Source organism: Amycolatopsis sp. NBC_01286 (genome assembly GCF_035982555.1).
GTDB lineage: Bacteria > Actinomycetota > Actinomycetes > Mycobacteriales > Pseudonocardiaceae > Amycolatopsis.
Genome location: NZ_CP108428.1, coordinates 10327197 through 10345003, shown reverse-complemented (window position 1 = coordinate 10345003; position 17807 = coordinate 10327197). Strand labels below are relative to the sequence as shown.

The window sequence follows — 17807 nt, the reverse complement described above, 5'->3', positions numbered from 1 at the left end:
TGACCATGGCCGGACGGGATCCCTTCGACTACCCCCGTGACTGGGAGGCCGACGTCGTGCTGTCCGACGGCGGCACCGTCCACCTGCGACCGGTGCTCCCGACCGACGCCGACGGGCTCGTCTCCTTCCACGGCAAGCTCTCCGAGCGCACCCGCTACTTCCGCTACTTCGGCGCCTACCCGCGGATCCCGGAGAAGGACCTGAAGCGGTTCTCCACCGTCGACCACCACGACCGGGTCGCCTTCGCCGCGTTCCTCGGCGACGACATCGTCGCGGTCGGCCGCTACGAGCGGCTGGACAGCGGGCCGTCGGCCGAGGTGGCCTTCGTGGTCAGCGACGTGCACCAGGGCCGGGGCCTCGGCTCGATCCTGCTGGAACACCTCGCCGCGGCCGCGTCGGAGTGCGGGCTGCGCCGGTTCGTCGCCGAGGTGCTCGCCGAGAACGCCGCGATGGTCCGCGTCTTCCGCGACGCCGGTTACCAGGTCAGCCGCGAGATCGAGGAGGGCGTGCTGCACCTGGAGTTCGACATCGACCCGACCGAGGAGTCGCTGGCCGTCGCCCGCTCCCGGGAGCAGGCCGCCGAAGCGCGCAGCGTGCACAACCTGCTGCACCCGACGTCGGTCGCGGTGATCGGCGCGTCCACCGACCCGGGCAAGGTCGGGCACGTCGCCTTCGTGAACCTCCTCGCCGCCGCGTTCACCGGCACCGTCTACCCGGTCAACCCGGAGCACCGCTCGGTGCGCGGCGTGCGGGCCTACCCGTCGGTGCTCGACATCCCGGATTCCGTCGACCTGGCGCTCGTCGCGGTGCCGGCCGAGGCCGTCGAGTCCGTGCTGGACGCCTGCCTGGCCAAGGGCGTGAAGACGCTGCTGATCGTGTCCGGCGGGTTCGGCGAGGCGGGCCCGCACGGCCTGCACGCCGAGCTGCGGCTGGTCGGCGAGGCCCGGGCGCACGGCATGCGCGTCGTCGGGCCGAACGCGCTCGGCGTGCTGAACACCGCGCCCGGCATCCGGCTCAACGCCACCCTCGCGCCGCGGCTGCCGGGCCGCGGCCGCACCGGCTTCTTCTGCCAGTCCGGCGCACTGGGCACGGCGATCCTGGCCGACGCCGAGGCGCGCGGGCTCGGCCTGTCGACGTTCGTCTCGGCGGGCAACCGCGCCGACGTCTCCGGCAACGACCTGCTGCAGTACTGGGAAACCGACCCGGACACCGATCTCGTGCTGCTGTACCTGGAGTCCTTCGGCAACCCGCGCAAGTTCGCGCGGCTGGCGCGGCGGCTGGGGCGGACGAAGCCGATCGTCGCGGTGAAGTCGGGGCGGCACGCGGTCCGCTCGCAGCTGGCCGCGACGTCCACGGAGATCGACGAGATCAGCGTCCAGGCCCTGTTCGAGCAGGCCGGCGTCGTGCGGGTCGAGTCGCTGGCGCAGCTGTTCGACACCGCGCTCGTGTTCGCCCACCAGCCGCTGCCCGCCGGGCCGCGGATCGCCATCGTCGGCAACTCCAGCGCGATCGGGCTGCTCGCCGCCGACACCGCCCGCGCGCAGGGGCTGCGGCTGGCGTCGGACCCGGTGGACGTCGGCCCGCAGGCCGGTCCGGAGGAGTTCGCCGCGGCGGTGGGGGAGGCGCTGACCTCGCCGGACACCGACGCGCTGGTCGTCGTCTTCGCGCCGCCGGTGGCGATCCCCGGCACCGCGTACGCGCGCGCCCTGCGGGAGACCGTCGTCGAACTGGGGCAGCGCAAGCCGATCGTCTCGACGTTCCTCGCCGCCGAGGGCGTCCCGCACGAGCTCGCCGTGCTCTCCGAGGACGGCGTGGCCAGCCGCGGTTCGATCCCGTCGTACCCGAGCCCGGAACGCGCGGTCAACGCGCTGGCGAAGGTCGTCCGCTACGCGGCCTGGCGGCAACGTCCACAAGGGACACTGGTCCGGCCGTCGGGGATCCACACCGAGCAGGCGCAGGTGATCGTGCGCGAGCTGCTGGCCGCGGAGGACGGCAAGGCGATCCTCCTGACGGACCCCGACGTCGTGCGGCTGCTGGGGTGTTACGGCATCGACGTCGTCCCGTTCCGCGTGGTGTCCACTGTGGACGACGCGGTCGCGGCGGCGGCCGAGCTGGGCTACCCGGTGACGCTCAAGGCCGTCGACGAGCGGCTGCGCGGCCGGCCCGACCTCGCCGGGGTGCGGCTCGACCTGGCGTCGGAGGACTCGGTGCGCACGGCCTACGCGGTGCTGCGCGAGATCTCCGGCGAGGACGACGTGTACGTGCAGCAGATGGCGCCGAAGGGCCTGTCGTGCGTGATCGGGCTGCAGGACGACCCGTCGTTCGGCTCGCTCGTGTCGTTCGGGCTGTCCGGCCTGGTCAGCACGCTGCTGGGGGACCGCGCCTACCGGGCGGTGCCGGTCACCGACGTCGACGCGGCCACGCTGCTGCGCGAGCCGCGGACGGCGCCGCTGCTCACCGGCTACCGCGGTGACGAGCCCGCCGACCTCGCCGCGTTGCAGGACATGGTGCTGCGCGTGGCGGCGCTCGCCGAGGACAACCCCGAGGTGCGGTCGCTGACGCTGGACCCGATCCTGGCCTCGCCCGACGGCGCGTTCGTCGCGAACGCCCGCCTGGTGCTGGGCCCGCCGCCGTCCCGGCCCGACACCGGCCCGCGGCGCCTGCGCGCCATCAACCCCCAGGACTGAGCATGCTCACCGAACTGCTGACCCGGCACGCCGCGGGCATGCCCGGCGCGGTCGCCCTCGTCGCGCGGGGCGACCAGGTCGAGGTGGCGGCGGTCGGCTCGGCCGACGCCGGGGGCACCGTGCCGATGGCCCGGGACTCGCTGTTCCGCATCGCGTCCCTGACCAAGCCGCTGGTGGCCGCGGCGGTCATGCTGCTCGTCGACGGCGGCGAGCTCGCGCTGGACGACCCGATCGCGCGCTGGCTGCCGGAACTGGCGTCTCCGGTGGTCGTGCGGACGCCGGCCGGGCCGGTCGACGACGTCGTGCCGGCGGCCCGGCCGATCACCGTCGAGGACCTGCTGAGCTTCCGCTGCGGGTACGGCCTTGCCGCTGACATGGGGCTGCCCGCGGTGGACCTGCTGCTCCAGGTGCTGGGCCACCCGGCCGAGGCGTCCCGCGCGCTGCCGCCGGACGAGTGGCTGGCGGCGCTGGGTCAGGTTCCGCTGCTGCGTCAGCCCGGTGAAGCGTGGCTGTACGACACCCCGTCGGACCTGCAGGGCGTGCTGATCGCGCGGGTGTCGGGCCGGTCGCTGCCGGAGTTCCTGGCGGAGCGGTTGTTCGGGCCGCTCGGCATGGCCGACACCGGGTTCTCGGTGCCGACACCGGCACTGGGCCGGTTCACCAGCGCCTACCGCCAGGGCGCGGCCGGGCTCGTGCTGGCCGACCCGCCGGAGGGCCGGTGGAGTGCCGAGCCGGTGTTCCCGTCCGGCGGGGGCGGCCTGGTTTCGACGGCCGACGACCTGCTCGCGTTCGCCCGCTGCCTGCTGGCCGGGGGCGCGGTGGCGGGGCGGCGGCTGCTGGCGCCGGAATCGGTGCGCCAGCTGACGAGCGACCACCTGACGGCTGCGCAGCGCGCGGCGGCGAGCCTGTTCCTGCAGGGCCAGGGCTGGGGGTTCGGCGGTTCGGTCGACGTGGCGCCGACGCGGCCGTGGCACACCCCGGGCCGCTACGGCTGGATCGGCGGCGCGGGCACGGCGGCCCACCTGATCCCGGCGACGGGCACGGTCACGGTCCTGCTGACCCAGCTCCAGATGACCGATCCGGCGCCCACCGCGCTGATGCAGGAGTTCTGGACCTGCGCGGCGAAATAGCAGTCCGTGAATGCCACATTCACGGACGCTATGTCCCTCGATGTGGCATTCACGGACTTCGGCACTACGGGGCCGCCAGTTCGTCGCCCAGGGTGAGCAGCTGCGGGGTCGCCGGGCCCAGCAGGAACTCCAGGCGCTTCGCCGCCACGAAGTACCGGTGCACCACGTGCTCGACGTCGATGCCGACGCCGCCGTGGACGTGGACCGTCGTGTGGGCCACCCGGTGGCCGGCCTCCGCGGCCCAGAACTTGGCCGTCGCCACCGCTTCCGTCGCCGGGAGGTCCGACGCGAGGCGCCACGCCGCCTGCAGCGACGTCAGCCGCACGGCCTCGACGTCCACGTACGCGTCCGCGAGACGCTGGCGGACCGCCTGGAAGCCGCCGATCACGTGGTCGAACTGCTTGCGCTCGGCCGCGTAGGCCGCGGTCAGTTCCAGGGCCCGTTCGACGACGCCGAGCTGCTGCGCGCACACCCCGGCCGTGCCGCGCAGGCGCAGCCACTCGCCGATCGGACCGAGGGAAATCCCGGCCACCTCGGACAGTTCCAGCAATGCCGCGTCCGCGTGGTCGACCGCCTGCTGCGGTTGCACGGTGACCCCCGGGGCCGCCGCGTCGACCAGGAACACCTCGTCGGGCGCCGCCACCAGGAAACCGTGGGCGAACGCGCCGAACGGCACCGCGGACTGGGTGCCGGTCAGCCGGTCGCCGGTCACCCGGAAGCCGTACGGCGCGCCCGGGTCCGGCAGCGCCACCGTGAGCACGCGCTCGCCGCGCAGCACCGGCAGCACCCAGCGGTCCACCAGCTCCGGCGTGCCGAACTCCGCCAGCGCCGACGCCGCCATCGTGATCGACGTCAGGTAGGGGACCGCGGCCACCGCGCGGCCGATCTCGGTCAGCACCGCGCACTGCTCCAGCAGCCCGAACCCGCCGCCGCCGAGTGACGACGGCAGGGCCGCGTCGAGCACGCCGGCCTGGCCCAGCGCCGTCCACAGTGGAGCGTCGAAGCCGCCGGTGCCGTGCGGGTCGTGGGTGAGCTTGTCGGCCAGGATCCGCCGGGTCAGCGCGGCGAGGTCGGCCGACGCCTCCGAAGGGGTGAAGTCCATGAGACGCTCCTAGCGCGTGACGGGCAGGCCGAGGGCGGTCGCGGCGATCATGTCCCGCTGGATCTCGTTGGTGCCGCCGCCGAAGGTGAGGATCAGCGCCGAGCGGTGCTGCCGTTCGATCCGCCCGGCCAGCAGCGCGCCCGGCGAGCCGTCGCGGACGACGGCCGCCGCGCCGAGCACCTCCATCAGCAGCCGGTACGCCTCGATCGCGAACTCCGTGCCGTACACCTTGGTCGCCGACGCCTCGGCCGGCCCCAGCTCGCTCGCCGCGGCCGCCCAGGCGATCCGCCAGTTCCGCAGCTTCAGGTACTCCGCGCCGGCGTGCACCCGCGCGAGGTGCAGCCGCACCCACTCCTGGTCGATGGCGCCGGTCTCCTTCGCCCACACCAGGACGTCGGACAGGGCCTTCCGGATCGGCGCCGACGACGTCAGCGCGACGCGCTCGTGGTTGAGCTGGTTGGTGATCAGCGGCCAGCCCGCGTTCTCCTCGGCCACGCGCGCCGACACCGGCACGCGCACGCCGTCGTAGTACGTCGCGCTGGTGCCCGCGCCCGCCACCGTGTGCACCTTGGTCCAGGAGAACCCGGGCGCCGTCGTCGGCACGATCAGGATCGACAGGCCCCGGTGCTTCTTCGCCTCCGGGTCGGTCCGGACGGCGAGCCAGACGTAGTCGGCGTGCTCGATCAGGCTCGTCCACATCTTCTGCCCGGTGACGACGTACTCGTCGCCGTCGCGCACCGCGCGCGTCCGCAGCGACGCGAGGTCGGTGCCGGCCTCCGGTTCGGAGTAGCCGATCGAGAAGTGCAGTTCGCCGGCGGCGATCTTCGGCAGGTAGAACGCCTTCTGCTCGTCGGTGCCGTAGCGCATGATGGTCGGCCCGACGGTGTTCACCGTCAGGAACGGGACCGGCACCCCGGCGACCGCCGCCTCGTCGGTGAAGATGAGCTGGTCGAGCATCGGCCGGCCCTGGCCGTCGTACTCCGGCGGCCAGCCGAGCGCGAGCCAGCCGTCCTTGCCCAGCTGCCGGACGATGTCCTTGTAGACCAGGCCGTCGCCGTACTCGCCGCTGCCCGCGCGGAGGCCGTCACGACGCTCCGGCGTCATCAGCTCGGCGAAGTACTCCCGCAGCTCCGCGGCCAGTGCGCGCTGCTCCGGCGTGTAGTCGATCCGCACCCGTCACCTCGATCCGGCGTTATAGTAGAACCTGTTCTAGTTGTACCAGGACTGACGCGGCGGAGGAAGCATGGAGATCGGCGTCGATCGTTCGCTCTGTGAGGCGAACGCGGTGTGCTTGGGGTTCGCACCGGACATCTTCGACCTCGACGACGACGAAGAACTGGTCATCCAGCCCGGTCCGGTGCCCGGCGACCAGGCGGAACGGGTCGCCGGCGCGGTGCGGGGCTGCCCGAAGAACGCCCTGTTCATCGTCAGTTAGCGGTGTTTACTGAAAAGCTTGCCCAAAACGAGAACAGATTCTAGTGTAGGCCCGTCAACCAGGACTCGATGAGGAGGCCTCGCGTGAGCCTGACCGGCCGGACCGCGATCGTCACGGGTGCCGCCGCCGGGCTGGGACGGGCCGAAGCGCTCGCTCTGGCCGCGCGGGGCGCCACGGTCGTCGTCAACGACATCGGTGCGCCGAAGGACGTCGTCGAAGAGATCGAAGCCGCCGGTGGCCAGGCCGTCGCGGTCGCCGGTGACGTCGGCGAGCGCGCCACGGCCGACACGCTGGTGGCGGCCGCGCTCGACCTCGGCGGGCTCGACATCGTCGTGAACAACGCCGGCGTGCTGCGCGACAAGATGCTCTTCTCGATGTCCGACGACGATTGGGACACCGTGCTGCGCGTCCACCTGCGCGGGCACTTCCTGTTGTCCCGCAACGCCACGAAGCACTGGCGTGACAAGTCCAAAGAGGACGGCAAGCCGGTGTACGGGCGGCTGGTGAACACCGCGTCCGAGGCCTTCCTGATCGGTTCGCCCGGCCAGCCCAACTACGCCGCGGCCAAGGCCGGCATCACCGCGCTCACCATGTCGGCCGCCCGCGGCCTGGCCAAGTACGGCGTCCGCGCCAACGTGATCTGCCCGCGGGCGCGGACGGCGATGACCGAGGGCGTGTTCGGCGCCGCCCCTGCCGAAGGCGCCGACCCGCTCTCGGTCGAGCACGTCGCCCCGTTCGTCGCCTACCTCGCCTCACCTGCCGCCGAGCACGTCAACGGCCAGGTGTTCGTCGTGCACGGCGGCTCGGTCGCGCTGGTCGAAGCGCCGCGGATCGAGCGGCGCTGGTCCCTCGACGAGCTGGAGACGACCGTCAGCGACCACTTCGCCGGCCGCGACCCCGGCCGGATGTTCGCCGCCACCGAAATCCTGGAGGAATCGTGAGGCTCGACGGGAAGATCGCCCTCATCACCGGTGCCGCGCGCGGACAGGGCGAAGCCGCCGCACGCGCGTTCGTAGCCGAAGGCGCGAAGGTCGTGATCGCCGACATCCTCGACGACGAGGGCAAGCAGCTCGCCGCCGACCTCGGTGACGCCGCCGTCTACCAGCACCTCGACGTCGGCAGCGAAGACGACTGGGCGACGGCGGTCGAACGCGCGTCCACGGAGTTCGGCGCGCTGAACGTGCTGGTCAACAACGCGGGCATCCTCCATTTCTCGGAACTGGGCAAGACGACGCTGGCCGATTACGAGCGCGTCATCCGGGTGAACCAGATCGGGGCGTTTCTCGGGATGCGCTCGGTCGTTGAACCCATGACCGCCGCCGGCGGTGGCTCCATCGTCAACGTGTCCTCTGTGGAGGGACTGGCCGGGATGCCGTACCTCATCGCCTACACCGCGAGCAAGTTCGCGATCCGCGGGATGACCAAGGTCGCCGCGATGGAACTCGGCAAGAAGCACATCCGGGTCAACTCGGTGCACCCCGGCGCGATCGACACGCAGATGGTTTCGACCGCGGCCGGCGGCCAGAAAGTCGACATGTCGTACGTCGGCAAGAAGGTGGCCCTCGGCCGGGTCGGGCAGCCCGAAGACATCGCGAAGCTGGTGCTGTTCCTGGCCAGCGAAGAAAGTTCGTACTGCACGGGTTCGGAGTTCGTGGCCGACGGTGGGGCGACGGCGTCCCACGCGCTCAACTTCTAGACGGAACGACATTGGTTAACACCGCTAACGAAAAGCGGACACCGGGTATGGAGAACACTCGGGGGTGAGCGACTACTTCGGGGAGGTGTGGTGAGCGACAGCACTGGCACGCTCCCGGGAACCGCGGCGCTGACGCAGGTCGGCCGCCTCGCGACGCTCTCCTGGGAGGTCCTGCGCGCGATCTTCAAGCGCCCCTTCCAGACCCGCGAGTGGATCCAGCAGTGCTGGTTCTTCGCCAGCGTCACCATCCTGCCGACCGCGCTGGTGGCCATCCCGTTCGGCGCGGTGATCGCGCTGCAGCTCGGCTCGCTGACCGCGCAGATCGGTGCCCAGTCGTTCACCGGCGCGGCCAGCGCGCTGGCCATCGTGCAGCAGGCCAGCCCGCTGATCACGGCGTTGCTCGTGGCCGGCGCCGGCGGCAGCGCGGTGTGCGCGGACATCGGCGCGCGCAAGATCCGTGAAGAGATCGACGCCATGGAGGTGCTGGGCGTCAACCCGATCCAGCGCCTGATCGTGCCGCGGGTGCTGGCCGCCATGGTGGTTTCGGTGCTGCTCAACGGCTTGGTCAGCGTCGTCGGCGTGCTCGGCGGGTACTTCTTCAACGTCGTCCTGCAGGGCGGCACGCCCGGCGCGTACCTGGCCAGCTTCAACGCGCTCGCCCAGGTCCCGGACCTCTGGATCAGCGAGATCAAGGCGCTGCTGTACGGCTTCGTGGCCGGCGTCGTCGCGGCGTTCCGCGGCCTGAACCCGCCGCCCGGGCCGAAGGGCGTCGGCGACGCCGTCAACCAGGCCGTCGTCGTCACGTTCCTGCTGCTGTTCCTCATCAACGTCGTGCTCACCGCGATCTACCTGCGGATCGTCCCGCCGAAGGCCATGTGATGACGGCCGAGCCGATCGACCGCGCCGACCAGGACCGGACGCTGGAGTACCTCGCGCGTCCGGGCCAGAGCCTCGAAGGCCTGGGCCAGCTGCTGTCGTTCGCCGCGAAGGCGCTCGCCTGGTCACCGCGCACGATCCGCCGCTACAGCCGGGAAACGCTGCGGCTGCTCACCGAAGTCTGCTTCGGCACCGGCGGCCTGGCGGTCATCGGCGGCACGCTCGGCGTGATGATCGGGATGACGCTGTTCACCGGCCTGATCGTCGGCCTCCAGGGCTACTCCGCGCTCAACCAGCTCGGCACGGCCGCGCTCACCGGGTTCATCTCCGCCTACTTCAACACCCGCGAGGTCGCGCCGCTCTCGGCCGGGCTCGCCCTGAGCGCGACGGTCGGCTGCGGCTTCACCGCCCAGCTCGGCGCGATGCGGATCTCCGAGGAGATCGACGCGCTCGAGGTCATGGCCGTGCCGAGCATGCCGTACCTGGTGACGACCCGCGTCCTCGCCGGCGTCGCCGCGGTGATCCCGCTGTATGCGGTCGGCCTGCTGTCGAGTTACCTCGCGTCCCGGCAGATCACCATCTGGCTCTACGGCCAGTCCGCGGGCACCTACGACCACTACTTCACGCTCTTCCTGCCACCGGGCGACGTGCTCTGGTCGTTCGGCAAGGTGATCGTGTTCAGCGTGCTCGTGATCCTGTCCCACTGTTACTACGGCTACACCGCGAGCGGCGGCCCGGCCGGTGTCGGCGTGGCCGTGGGCCGCGCGGTGCGGACGTCGATCGTGCTGATCTCGGTCCTGGACTTCTTCCTGTCCCTCGCGATCTGGGGCGCCAACACCACGGTGAGGATCTCCGGATGAGGAAGGCACTCTGGCAGCGGCTCCGGTACCAGGTGCTGGGGCTCGCTTTCCTGCTCGTCGCCGCCTTGTTCATCGCCTTCACCCTGGCCGTCTACAACAAGGCGTTCACGGCGGTGACGCTCGTGAAGCTCGAGACGGACCACGTCGGCAGCCAGCTGCGCACGGGCGGCGACGTCAAGGTCCGTGGCGTGGTCGTCGGCGAAGTCCGGTCAGTGCTCGCGAAGGGCGATCACGCCGAGCTGGAGCTCGCGCTCGATCCGGACAAGACGTCGGTCATCCCGAAGAACGTCTCCGCGCGGCTGCTGCCGAAGACGCTGTTCGGCGAGCGGTACGTCGCCCTGCAGCTGCCGGAAAAGCCCGAATCCGCGATCAAAGCCGGCGACGTCATCCCGCAGGACCGCAGCAGCAGCGCGATCGAGCTGCAGAAGGTCCTCGACGACGTGATGCCGCTGCTGCAGGCCGTCCAGCCGGAGAAGCTGTCGAGCACGCTCACCGCCGTGGCGACCGCGCTCGACGGCCGTGGCAAGCAGCTCGGCCAGACCCTCTCGCAGCTCTCGGACTACCTCGGCAAGCTCAACCCGTCGCTGCCCGACATCAAGGCCGACATCACCGGCCTCGCGAACGTCTCGGCCACCTACGACAAGGCCGCGCCGGACCTGCTGCAGGCGTTGTCGGACCTGACGACCACGAGCCGCACGATCGTCGAGAAGCGCACGCAGCTGAGCGACCTCTACGCGACCGTCACCGGAGCGGCCGTCGACCTCACGAACTTCCTGGTGGTCAACAAGGACAACCTGATCCGGCTCACCACCGCCGTCCAGCCGACGCTGGACGTCCTGGCGAAGTACGCGCCGGAGTACCCGTGCCTGTTCGACCAGCTGGCCGGTGAGGTCGGCCCGGCCGAGCTGGCGTTCGGCAAGGGGACCGCGCACCCCGAGGTCAGCCGCGTCACCATCGAGTTCAGCGCCAGCCGCGGCAAGTACCTGCCCGGCGTCGACGAGCCGAAGTACGACGACAAGCGCGGCCCCCGCTGCTACCCGCAGGTGCCGAAACCGGGGCACTGGCCGCAGTACCCGCCGGACGGCGCGATCGAGGACGGCTCCAGCAAGCCCGCGCCGCCGAAGTCGCCCGACGGCAGCCTGCCCGGCCCGGTCACGGCCGGCGGCGGCGCGGTCGGCGGGTCCGGCAGCATCGTCGGCTCGGCCGACGAGTCGGAGCTGATCGCCCTGCTCGCGTCACCCGCGCTCGGCGCCACGCCGGACCAGGTGCCCGGCTGGGCGGGCCTGCTCGTCGGGCCGCTCTACCGCGGAGCGGAGGTGGAGCTCAAGTGAGGAGTTTCGTCCCGTCGCTGGTGAAGCTGCTGGTGTTCGCCGTCGTCACGGTCCTGTTCACCGGCGTCCTCGCGGCCACCATCGCGAACACCAACTTCGGCGTCACCTCGGGGTACCTGGCGAAGTTCACGGACGCGTCCGGGCTCAAGGAAGGCGACGACGTCCGCATCGCCGGGGTGAAGGTCGGCCAGGTCGACACGATCGACGTCGCCGTCGGGGAGCGGAACCTCGCCGAGGTGCGGTTCGACGTCGAGCACACCTACCGGCTGCCGGAGTCGGTGACCGCGACCATCAAGTACCGGAACCTGGTCGGCCAGCGCTACCTCGCGCTCGGCACCGACGTCCCGGGGGACAAGGCCCTGCCGGACGGCGGCACGATCCCGCCCGAGCGCACCAAGCCCGCGTTGAACCTCACGGTGCTGTTCAACGGGTTCAAGCCGCTGTTCAAGGCCCTGAGCCCCCACGACGTCAACCAGCTCTCGGCCGAGATCATCAGCGTCTTCCAGGGCGAGGGCGGCACGATCACCAGCCTGCTGCAGCACACCGCGTCGCTCACCACCGCGATCGCGAGCAAGGACCAGGTGATCGGCCAGGTGATCGCCAACCTCAACACCGTGCTCGGCACCGTCAACGCCCACGGCCCGCAGCTCGGCGACCTCATCGAGCAGACGCAGAAGCTGGTCAGCGGCCTGGCCGAGCAGCGCAAGCCGATCGGCGACGCCGTCACCGCGCTCGGCGACCTCGCCGTCTCGACCACCGGCCTGCTGGCCGACGCGCGCCCGGCGCTCAAGGACGACGTCGCGCAGCTCGGCACGCTGTCGCAGAACCTCGGCGACTCGGGCGAGCTGCTCAACCACCTCCTGGAAGTGCTGCCGGGCAACCTGCAGAAGTTCACCCGGACCCTGAGCTACGGCAGCTGGTTCAACTACTACCTGTGCGGGATCAACGGCACCATCGGCATTTCCTCGCTCGACATCACCCTGCCGATCATCCCGATCCCGGGCACCCAGCGCGCGGAGAGGTGCGGTCCGTGAAACGGCTGAAGGATCGCAACCAGGCCGCGGTCGGCGCGGTGACGCTCGTGCTGATCGTGCTCGTCACGGCCACGACGTACTTCTCCGACCAGCTCCCGTTCTTCGGCAACGGCACGACGTACTCGGCGTACTTCGGCGAGTCCGCCGGCCTGGCGTCGGACAACGAGGTCGAGATCGCCGGCGTCAAGGTCGGCACGGTGTCGTCCGTGACGCTCAAGGGCAAGCAGGTGCTCGTCCGGTTCCGCGTCAAGGGCGTCCGCGTCGGCGACGCGACGACGGCGTCCATCGAGATCAAGACGCTGCTGGGGGAGAAGTACCTCGCGCTCGACACCAAGGGCGACGGCACCCAGGAGCCGGACGCGACCATCCCGCAGGCCCGCACGCGCACGCCGTTCCAGCTGCAGGACGCGTTCGACCAGCTGTCCACCACGGTCGGCGACATCGACACGAAACAGCTGGCCGACAGCTTCAACGCGTTGTCCGACAGTCTCAAGGACAGCCCGCAGTACCTGAAGGACACGCTGAACGGCTTGTCGTCCCTGGCCAAGACGGTGTCCTCGCGTGACGCCGACCTCCACACGCTGCTGGCCAACACCAGCAAGGTGTCGAAGACGCTGTCCGACCGCAACGCCCAGCTGCAACGCGTGATCAGCGACGGCAACCTGCTGCTCACCGAGCTGCAGAACCGCAAGACCGCGATCCACGCGCTGCTCACCGGCACCCAGCAGCTTTCGCAGCAGCTGTCCGGGCTGGTCGCGGACAACCGCACGCAGCTGAAGCCGACGCTGGACAAGCTCGGGAAGGTGACCGACATCCTGCAGCGCAACCAGGGCAACCTCGACAAGAGCCTGCAGCTGATGGCGCCGTTCGCCCGCGTCGGCGCGAACGCGACCGGCAACGGCCGCTGGTTCGAGGGCTACCTGTGCGGGCTGCTCCCACCGACGATCACCGTGGGCGGCCTGTCCATCAACCCCGAGGGCTGTACCCCGCCGATCGCGGCGCCGAACCAGGGGGTGGGTCGCCGATGACGATCCGGACGTACCGCGGCCGCAGCCTGGCGACGTGGGTGGCCTTCGCCTGCGTCGTCGCGCTGGTCCTCACCGCCGGGCTGTGGCTGGTGTTCCGCGAATCCTCCGGCACGAAGCTGTCGGCGTACTTCGGCAAGACCGTCGGGCTCTACGCGGGTTCGTCGGTGCGGGTGCTCGGCGTGCCGGTCGGGCGGGTCACCGACGTCACGCCGCAGGGTGACGCGGTGCGCGTCGACATGCAGGTCGACGAGGTGCAGCTGCCCGCCGACGTCGGCGCGGTCGTCGTCGCTCCGAGCCTGGTCAGCGACCGCTACGTCCAGCTCACCCCGGCCTACGACAGCGGCCCGGTCCTGGCCACCGGCACGGTGCTGCCGCGCGATCGGACCGCCACGCCGGTCGAGCTGGACGACCTGTACTCCAGCCTGGACAAGCTGTCGACGGCGCTCGGCCCGAACGGTGCGAACAAGGACGGCGCGCTGTCGGGCGTCCTGGACACCGCCGCGGACGCCCTGCGCGGCAACGGCGCTTCGCTGAACTCGACGGTCGGGCAGCTCGCCGACCTCGCCAAGACCCTCGACGGCTCGAAGGACGACCTGTTCTCGACCGTGCAGAACCTGAACTCCTTCACCGGCGCGCTGGCCCAGAGCGACCAGCAGCTCAACGAGTTCTACGGCCGCGTCGCCGACGTCAGCCGGTTCCTCGCCGACGACTCCTCCGACGTCGGCGCCGCGCTGCAGTCGCTCGGCGGCGCGCTCGGCGACGTCCAGCAGTTCGTCAACGACAACAAGACGGCGCTGGAGTCCAATGTGGACAAGCTGGCGTCGCTGTCGAAGGTGCTCGTCGACCAGCGGGCGTCGCTGGCCGAGGTGCTCGACATCGCGCCGACCGGCGCCACCAACTTCATCAACTCCTACGACGCGGCGTCGGGCACCATCGCCGTGCGCGACAACCTCAACGAGCTGACCAACCCGCCGATCCTCACCGTGTGCCGGCTGATCAGCGCGGGCACGCCCAAGCCGATCCCGGACACCCTGGGCAGCATCTGCAAGCAGCTCGCGCCGATCCTCGACGGCGCGCTGAAGCTCCCCACCATCCCGCAGGTGCTGAACTCCCTGCAGAACGGCGAACTGCCGCCGCTGCCACTCCCGCTCGTCGACGTGATGCAACAGCTTTCCGGCGGTGCCAAGTGAAGCGGCTCGCGGGCGTGCTCGCCGGGGTGCTCGTGCTGGCGGCCTGCAGCGACGGCGGGTTCAACGGCCTCTACGGCACGCCGCTGCCGGGCGGCGCCGACGTCGGCGACCATCCGTACCAGGTCACCGCGCTGTTCACCGACGTCCTGGACCTCGTGCCGCAGTCGAGCGTCAAGGTCAACGACGTCGCGGTCGGGCGGGTCGACAAAGTCACTTTGACGCCGGACGCGCGGTCCGCGCTCGTCTCGATGACCGTCAACGGCGACGTCGCGCTGCCCGCCACCTCGCACGCCGAGCTGAAGCAGTCTTCACTTCTGGGCGAGAAGTTCGTCGAGCTCAGCGTGCCGGCCGCGGAGCCGGCCACCGGGAAGCTGAGTGACGGCGCGCAGATCCCGCTCGGGCGCACCAACCGCAACCCCGAGGTCGAGGAGGTGCTCGGCGCGCTGTCCCTGCTGCTCAACGGCGGCGGCGTCGAGCAGATCCAGAAGATCAGCCACGAGCTGAACGACGCGCTGTCGGGCAACGAGCCGGAGATCCGCGCGCTGCTGTCGCGAGTGGACGAACTGGCGACGCAGCTCGACGGGCACAAAACCGAGATCCTGCGGGCGATCGACGGCCTCGGCAAGCTGTCGGCGACGCTCACCGGCCAGACGCAGAACCTGTCGAACGCGCTCGACAACCTCGCGCCGGGCCTGAAGATCGTCACCGACCAGCGCGACCAGCTCGTCGGGATGCTGAACGCGCTCACCACGCTGTCCGGCGTCGCGACCGACACCGTGACGAAGAGCCGTGACCAGCTGGTCGCGAACCTCAGGACGCTGCAGCCGACGTTGACGAAGCTCGGCGAAGCCGGTCAGGACCTGCCGAACGCGCTGCAGATCCTGCTCACCTACCCGCTGCCGGACTACGCGGGCAACGTCGTCAAGGGCGACTACGCGAACGTCGACGCGACCGTGAACCTGGATCTCGACAAGCTGATCCAGAACTTCACGAACTCGTCGCAGCCGCCGATCGCGCTGCCCAACACCATCGGCGGCGTGCCGTCCACCGGCACCGGCACCGCCGCACCGCCGCCGTTGCCCCTGCCCGACCTCGGGGCGGTGACCGGGCAGAGCGGCGGCACCGAGCTGCTGGGCGGCCTGCTGGGCCTGATCGGCGGTGGCAAGTGATCACGCGCAAGACCCGCATCCAGCTGATCGCGTTCGTCGTCATCGCGGTCGTTTCAGTCGTGTACGCGGGCGGCAAGTACGCCGGGCTGGACCGGCTCTTCGGCAGCCGCGGGTACGTCGTCACCGCGCAGCTGACCGACTCCGGCGGCATCTTCGTCAACTCCGAGGTCGCCTACCGCGGCGTCACGGTCGGGCGGGTGACGTCGATGACGCTCACCGACCACGGCGTCGACGTCGCGCTCGACATCGACTCCGGCGGCCCGGACATCCCGGCCGACGCGCACGCGCAGGTCGCGAACCGCTCGGCGGTGGGGGAGCAGTTCGTCGACCTGCTCCCGCAGCACGACGGCGGCCCGTACCTGCAGGACGGCTCGGTGATCACGCCGGACAAGACGTCGCTGCCGCCGTCACCGGACACCGTGCTGACCCACCTCGACGACCTCGTCGCGAGCGTCCACCCGGACTCGCTGCGCACGGTCGTCGACGAGACGTACAACGCGTTCGCCGGGGCGGGTCCGCAGCTGCAGCAGCTGCTGGACAGCACGGGTTCGCTCACCGCGGAGGCCGCGCAGTACGTCCCGCAGACCCAAGGGCTGCTGGCGAACTCGCGGATCGTGCTGACCACGCAGGAACGGCAGGCCGCGAACATCACCGACTTCGCGAGCGGGCTGCGCACGATCGCGGGCCAGCTGAAGACGTCCGATCCGGACCTGCGGCGCGTGATCTCCGAGGCGCCGCAGCTGAGCCGGCAGATCAGCGACGTGCTCGCGGCGTCCGGCACCGACCTGGGCGTGCTGTTCGCGAACCTGCTGACCACCGCGCAGATCACGTCGTCGCGCAAGGACGCCGTCGAGGAGCTGCTGGTGGCGTACCCGATCATCTCGGCGTTCTCGCCGTCGACGTCCCCGGACGGCACGGGGCACCTCGGCGTGGTGTTCAACTTCTTCGACCCGGCTTCGTGCACGAAGGGCTACGAAGGCACGAAAGAGCGTCCGGCGAACGACACGTCCGAGGCGCCGGTGAACATGAACGCCTACTGCGCGGAGCCGCCGGGCAGCCCGACGGGGGTGCGCGGGTCGCAGAACGCGCCGTACGCGGGGAAGCCGCCGTCGATCCCGGCCGCGCCTTCGCAGACCGCGTCGGCCCCTTCGCAGGCCCAGCTGCCGGGGATGCTGAGCCTGCTGACCGGGCCGTCGGCGGGCGGGCTGGGCAAGCTGCTGGGCGTGTCGTGAAGATCTTGGCCGTCGTCGCCGTGCTGGTGGCCGCTTTCGCCGGCTGGTCGTGGTGGCACGCGGCGTCGGACGACTCCTTGGCGCGCGGCCGCGCGCGTGACGCCGTGCTGGCGGCGGCGGGGCCGGAGCTGGTCACGCTCAACACGATCGACTACCGCAACGCGGGCGCGGACGTCGACCGCTGGATTGCCGCTACGGCGGGCCAGTACGGCAAGGACCTCACGGGCGACCGGCAGCTGCAGATCGACCGCGCGTCGACGGCGCGCACCGTGTCGACGGCGTCGCTGGTGGAGGCGGCGGTCACGGAGATCGACGTCTCGGCGGGCTCGGCGCGGTTGCTGGCGGTGCTGGACGTCCGGGTCTCGACGGGTGGTTCTCCTGCCGCTGCGCGCATGAGCCGTCTGACGGTGGACGTCACCCGGTCCGGCGCCGACTGGAAGATCGCGGGTGTCCAGGCGGCGGGCTCATGAAACGTTTCCTTACGGCGGTGGTGGTCGTGGCGTTGGGCTGCGCGGTCTGGTTCGGCGTCGAGACGGCTTCGCTGTCTTCGTCCGACAACGCGGCTTTGGTCGACACTGCGGCGACTGCTTCGGTTTCCGCTGACGTGAGCGAAGCGGTGAAGGCGGTTTTCTCTTACGACTACGCGAATCTGGCTCGCACCGAACGCGCGGCGTCGGAGTATCTGGTCGGTGATGCTGTTCGTCAGTACCAGGCTCAGTTCGCCTCGGCTCGTACTCGGGCTGCTGCGGGGAAGCTGATCCGCACTACTACGGTTCGGGCTGTCGGGGTTCGTTCGTTGGTCGGGGATGAGGCTTCGGTGCTGTTGTTTCTTGACCAGCAGACGGTTACCCAAGGTGGGGGAGCGCCGTCTTCTTCGGTGGCTCAGCTCTCTGTGACTGCTAAGCGTGTGGACGGTCGTTGGAAGTTGGCTACGCTGACTGCGCTTTAGGGCCACCGGGTTCCTCTCCTTCAAGATGCGGCTTCGCCGTGGCGTAGGAAATCGGCGCTTCTCATGGTTGCTTCTCGATGTGTTCGGC

17 protein-coding genes are annotated in these 17807 nt (G+C 70.7%); 15 read left to right on the top strand and 2 right to left on the bottom strand.

Translation table 11 applies throughout. The features are described 5' to 3' along the window. The first annotated feature begins 5 nt into the window (after positions 1–5). Positions 6–2687: a bifunctional acetate--CoA ligase family protein/GNAT family N-acetyltransferase gene (locus tag OG570_RS46630; RefSeq protein WP_326954935.1), complete on the top strand. Its 2682-nt coding sequence runs from the start codon at positions 6–8 to the stop codon at positions 2685–2687. After that, a complete protein-coding gene (locus OG570_RS46625) occupies positions 2684–3817 on the top strand; it encodes a serine hydrolase domain-containing protein (RefSeq protein WP_326960357.1) in 1134 nt (377 codons plus the stop codon). The genes OG570_RS46630 and OG570_RS46625 overlap by 4 nt, the downstream gene beginning before the upstream one ends. Before the next feature lie 64 nt (positions 3818–3881). On the opposite strand, the gene OG570_RS46620 is transcribed toward OG570_RS46625, so the two are convergent. Together OG570_RS46620 and OG570_RS46615 are read right to left on the bottom strand one after the other, a co-directional pair. After that, on the bottom strand, positions 3882–4919 hold the full coding sequence (locus OG570_RS46620) for an acyl-CoA dehydrogenase family protein (protein ID WP_326954934.1): 1038 nt from the start codon (positions 4917–4919) through the stop codon (positions 3882–3884). Positions 4920–4928: 9 nt separating this feature from the next. Continuing rightward, complete coding sequence (locus OG570_RS46615; RefSeq protein ID WP_326954933.1) at positions 4929–6092, bottom strand: acyl-CoA dehydrogenase family protein; 1164 nt, start codon at positions 6090–6092, stop codon at positions 4929–4931. 70 nt (positions 6093–6162) lie between these two features. On the opposite strand from OG570_RS46615, the gene OG570_RS46610 reads away from it, so the two are divergent. The 13 genes from OG570_RS46610 (at position 6163) to OG570_RS46550 (ending at position 17719) form a co-directional block, all read left to right on the top strand. Further along, positions 6163–6354: a ferredoxin gene (locus OG570_RS46610; protein ID WP_326947530.1), complete on the top strand. Its 192-nt coding sequence runs from the start codon at positions 6163–6165 to the stop codon at positions 6352–6354. Between the two features lie 83 nt (positions 6355–6437). Beyond that, the gene (locus OG570_RS46605; RefSeq protein WP_326954932.1) at positions 6438–7295 is read left to right on the top strand and encodes a 3-oxoacyl-ACP reductase; all 858 of its coding nucleotides are present in this window, start codon (positions 6438–6440) and stop codon (positions 7293–7295) included. Then, positions 7289–8050 carry a glucose 1-dehydrogenase gene (locus tag OG570_RS46600; RefSeq protein WP_326960355.1) on the top strand — a complete coding sequence of 254 codons (762 nt, stop codon included), beginning with the start codon at positions 7289–7291 and terminating at the stop codon, positions 8048–8050. Before OG570_RS46605 ends, OG570_RS46600 begins: the two co-directional genes overlap by 7 nt. A gap of 90 nt (positions 8051–8140) precedes the next feature. Continuing rightward, complete coding sequence (locus OG570_RS46595) at positions 8141–8929, top strand: MlaE family ABC transporter permease (RefSeq protein ID WP_247063189.1); 789 nt, start codon at positions 8141–8143, stop codon at positions 8927–8929. After that, complete coding sequence (locus OG570_RS46590; protein ID WP_247063191.1) at positions 8929–9786, top strand: MlaE family ABC transporter permease; 858 nt, start codon at positions 8929–8931, stop codon at positions 9784–9786. Before OG570_RS46595 ends, OG570_RS46590 begins: the two co-directional genes overlap by 1 nt. Beyond that, positions 9783–11117, top strand: coding sequence for an MCE family protein (locus OG570_RS46585; protein WP_326954931.1), 1335 nt, complete (start codon positions 9783–9785; stop codon positions 11115–11117). The genes OG570_RS46590 and OG570_RS46585 overlap by 4 nt, the downstream gene beginning before the upstream one ends. Further along, positions 11114–12151, top strand: a complete 1038-nt coding sequence (locus tag OG570_RS46580) for an MlaD family protein (RefSeq protein WP_326947533.1) — start codon at positions 11114–11116, stop codon at positions 12149–12151. Before OG570_RS46585 ends, OG570_RS46580 begins: the two co-directional genes overlap by 4 nt. Then, the gene (locus OG570_RS46575) at positions 12148–13179 is read left to right on the top strand and encodes an MlaD family protein (RefSeq protein WP_326954930.1); all 1032 of its coding nucleotides are present in this window, start codon (positions 12148–12150) and stop codon (positions 13177–13179) included. Before OG570_RS46580 ends, OG570_RS46575 begins: the two co-directional genes overlap by 4 nt. After that, complete coding sequence (locus OG570_RS46570) at positions 13176–14369, top strand: MCE family protein (RefSeq protein ID WP_326954929.1); 1194 nt, start codon at positions 13176–13178, stop codon at positions 14367–14369. Before OG570_RS46575 ends, OG570_RS46570 begins: the two co-directional genes overlap by 4 nt. Then, on the top strand, positions 14366–15538 hold the full coding sequence (locus OG570_RS46565) for an MCE family protein (RefSeq protein WP_326954928.1): 1173 nt from the start codon (positions 14366–14368) through the stop codon (positions 15536–15538). The genes OG570_RS46570 and OG570_RS46565 overlap by 4 nt, the downstream gene beginning before the upstream one ends. Further along, positions 15535–16770: an MCE family protein gene (locus OG570_RS46560; protein ID WP_247063200.1), complete on the top strand. Its 1236-nt coding sequence runs from the start codon at positions 15535–15537 to the stop codon at positions 16768–16770. Before OG570_RS46565 ends, OG570_RS46560 begins: the two co-directional genes overlap by 4 nt. Continuing rightward, on the top strand, positions 16767–17240 hold the full coding sequence (locus OG570_RS46555; protein WP_326947538.1) for a hypothetical protein: 474 nt from the start codon (positions 16767–16769) through the stop codon (positions 17238–17240). The genes OG570_RS46560 and OG570_RS46555 overlap by 4 nt, the downstream gene beginning before the upstream one ends. After that, entirely contained in the window at positions 17237–17719 is a 483-nt protein-coding gene (locus OG570_RS46550; RefSeq protein ID WP_326954927.1) for a hypothetical protein, read from the top strand. The genes OG570_RS46555 and OG570_RS46550 overlap by 4 nt, the downstream gene beginning before the upstream one ends. Positions 17720–17807: the final 88 nt, after the last annotated feature.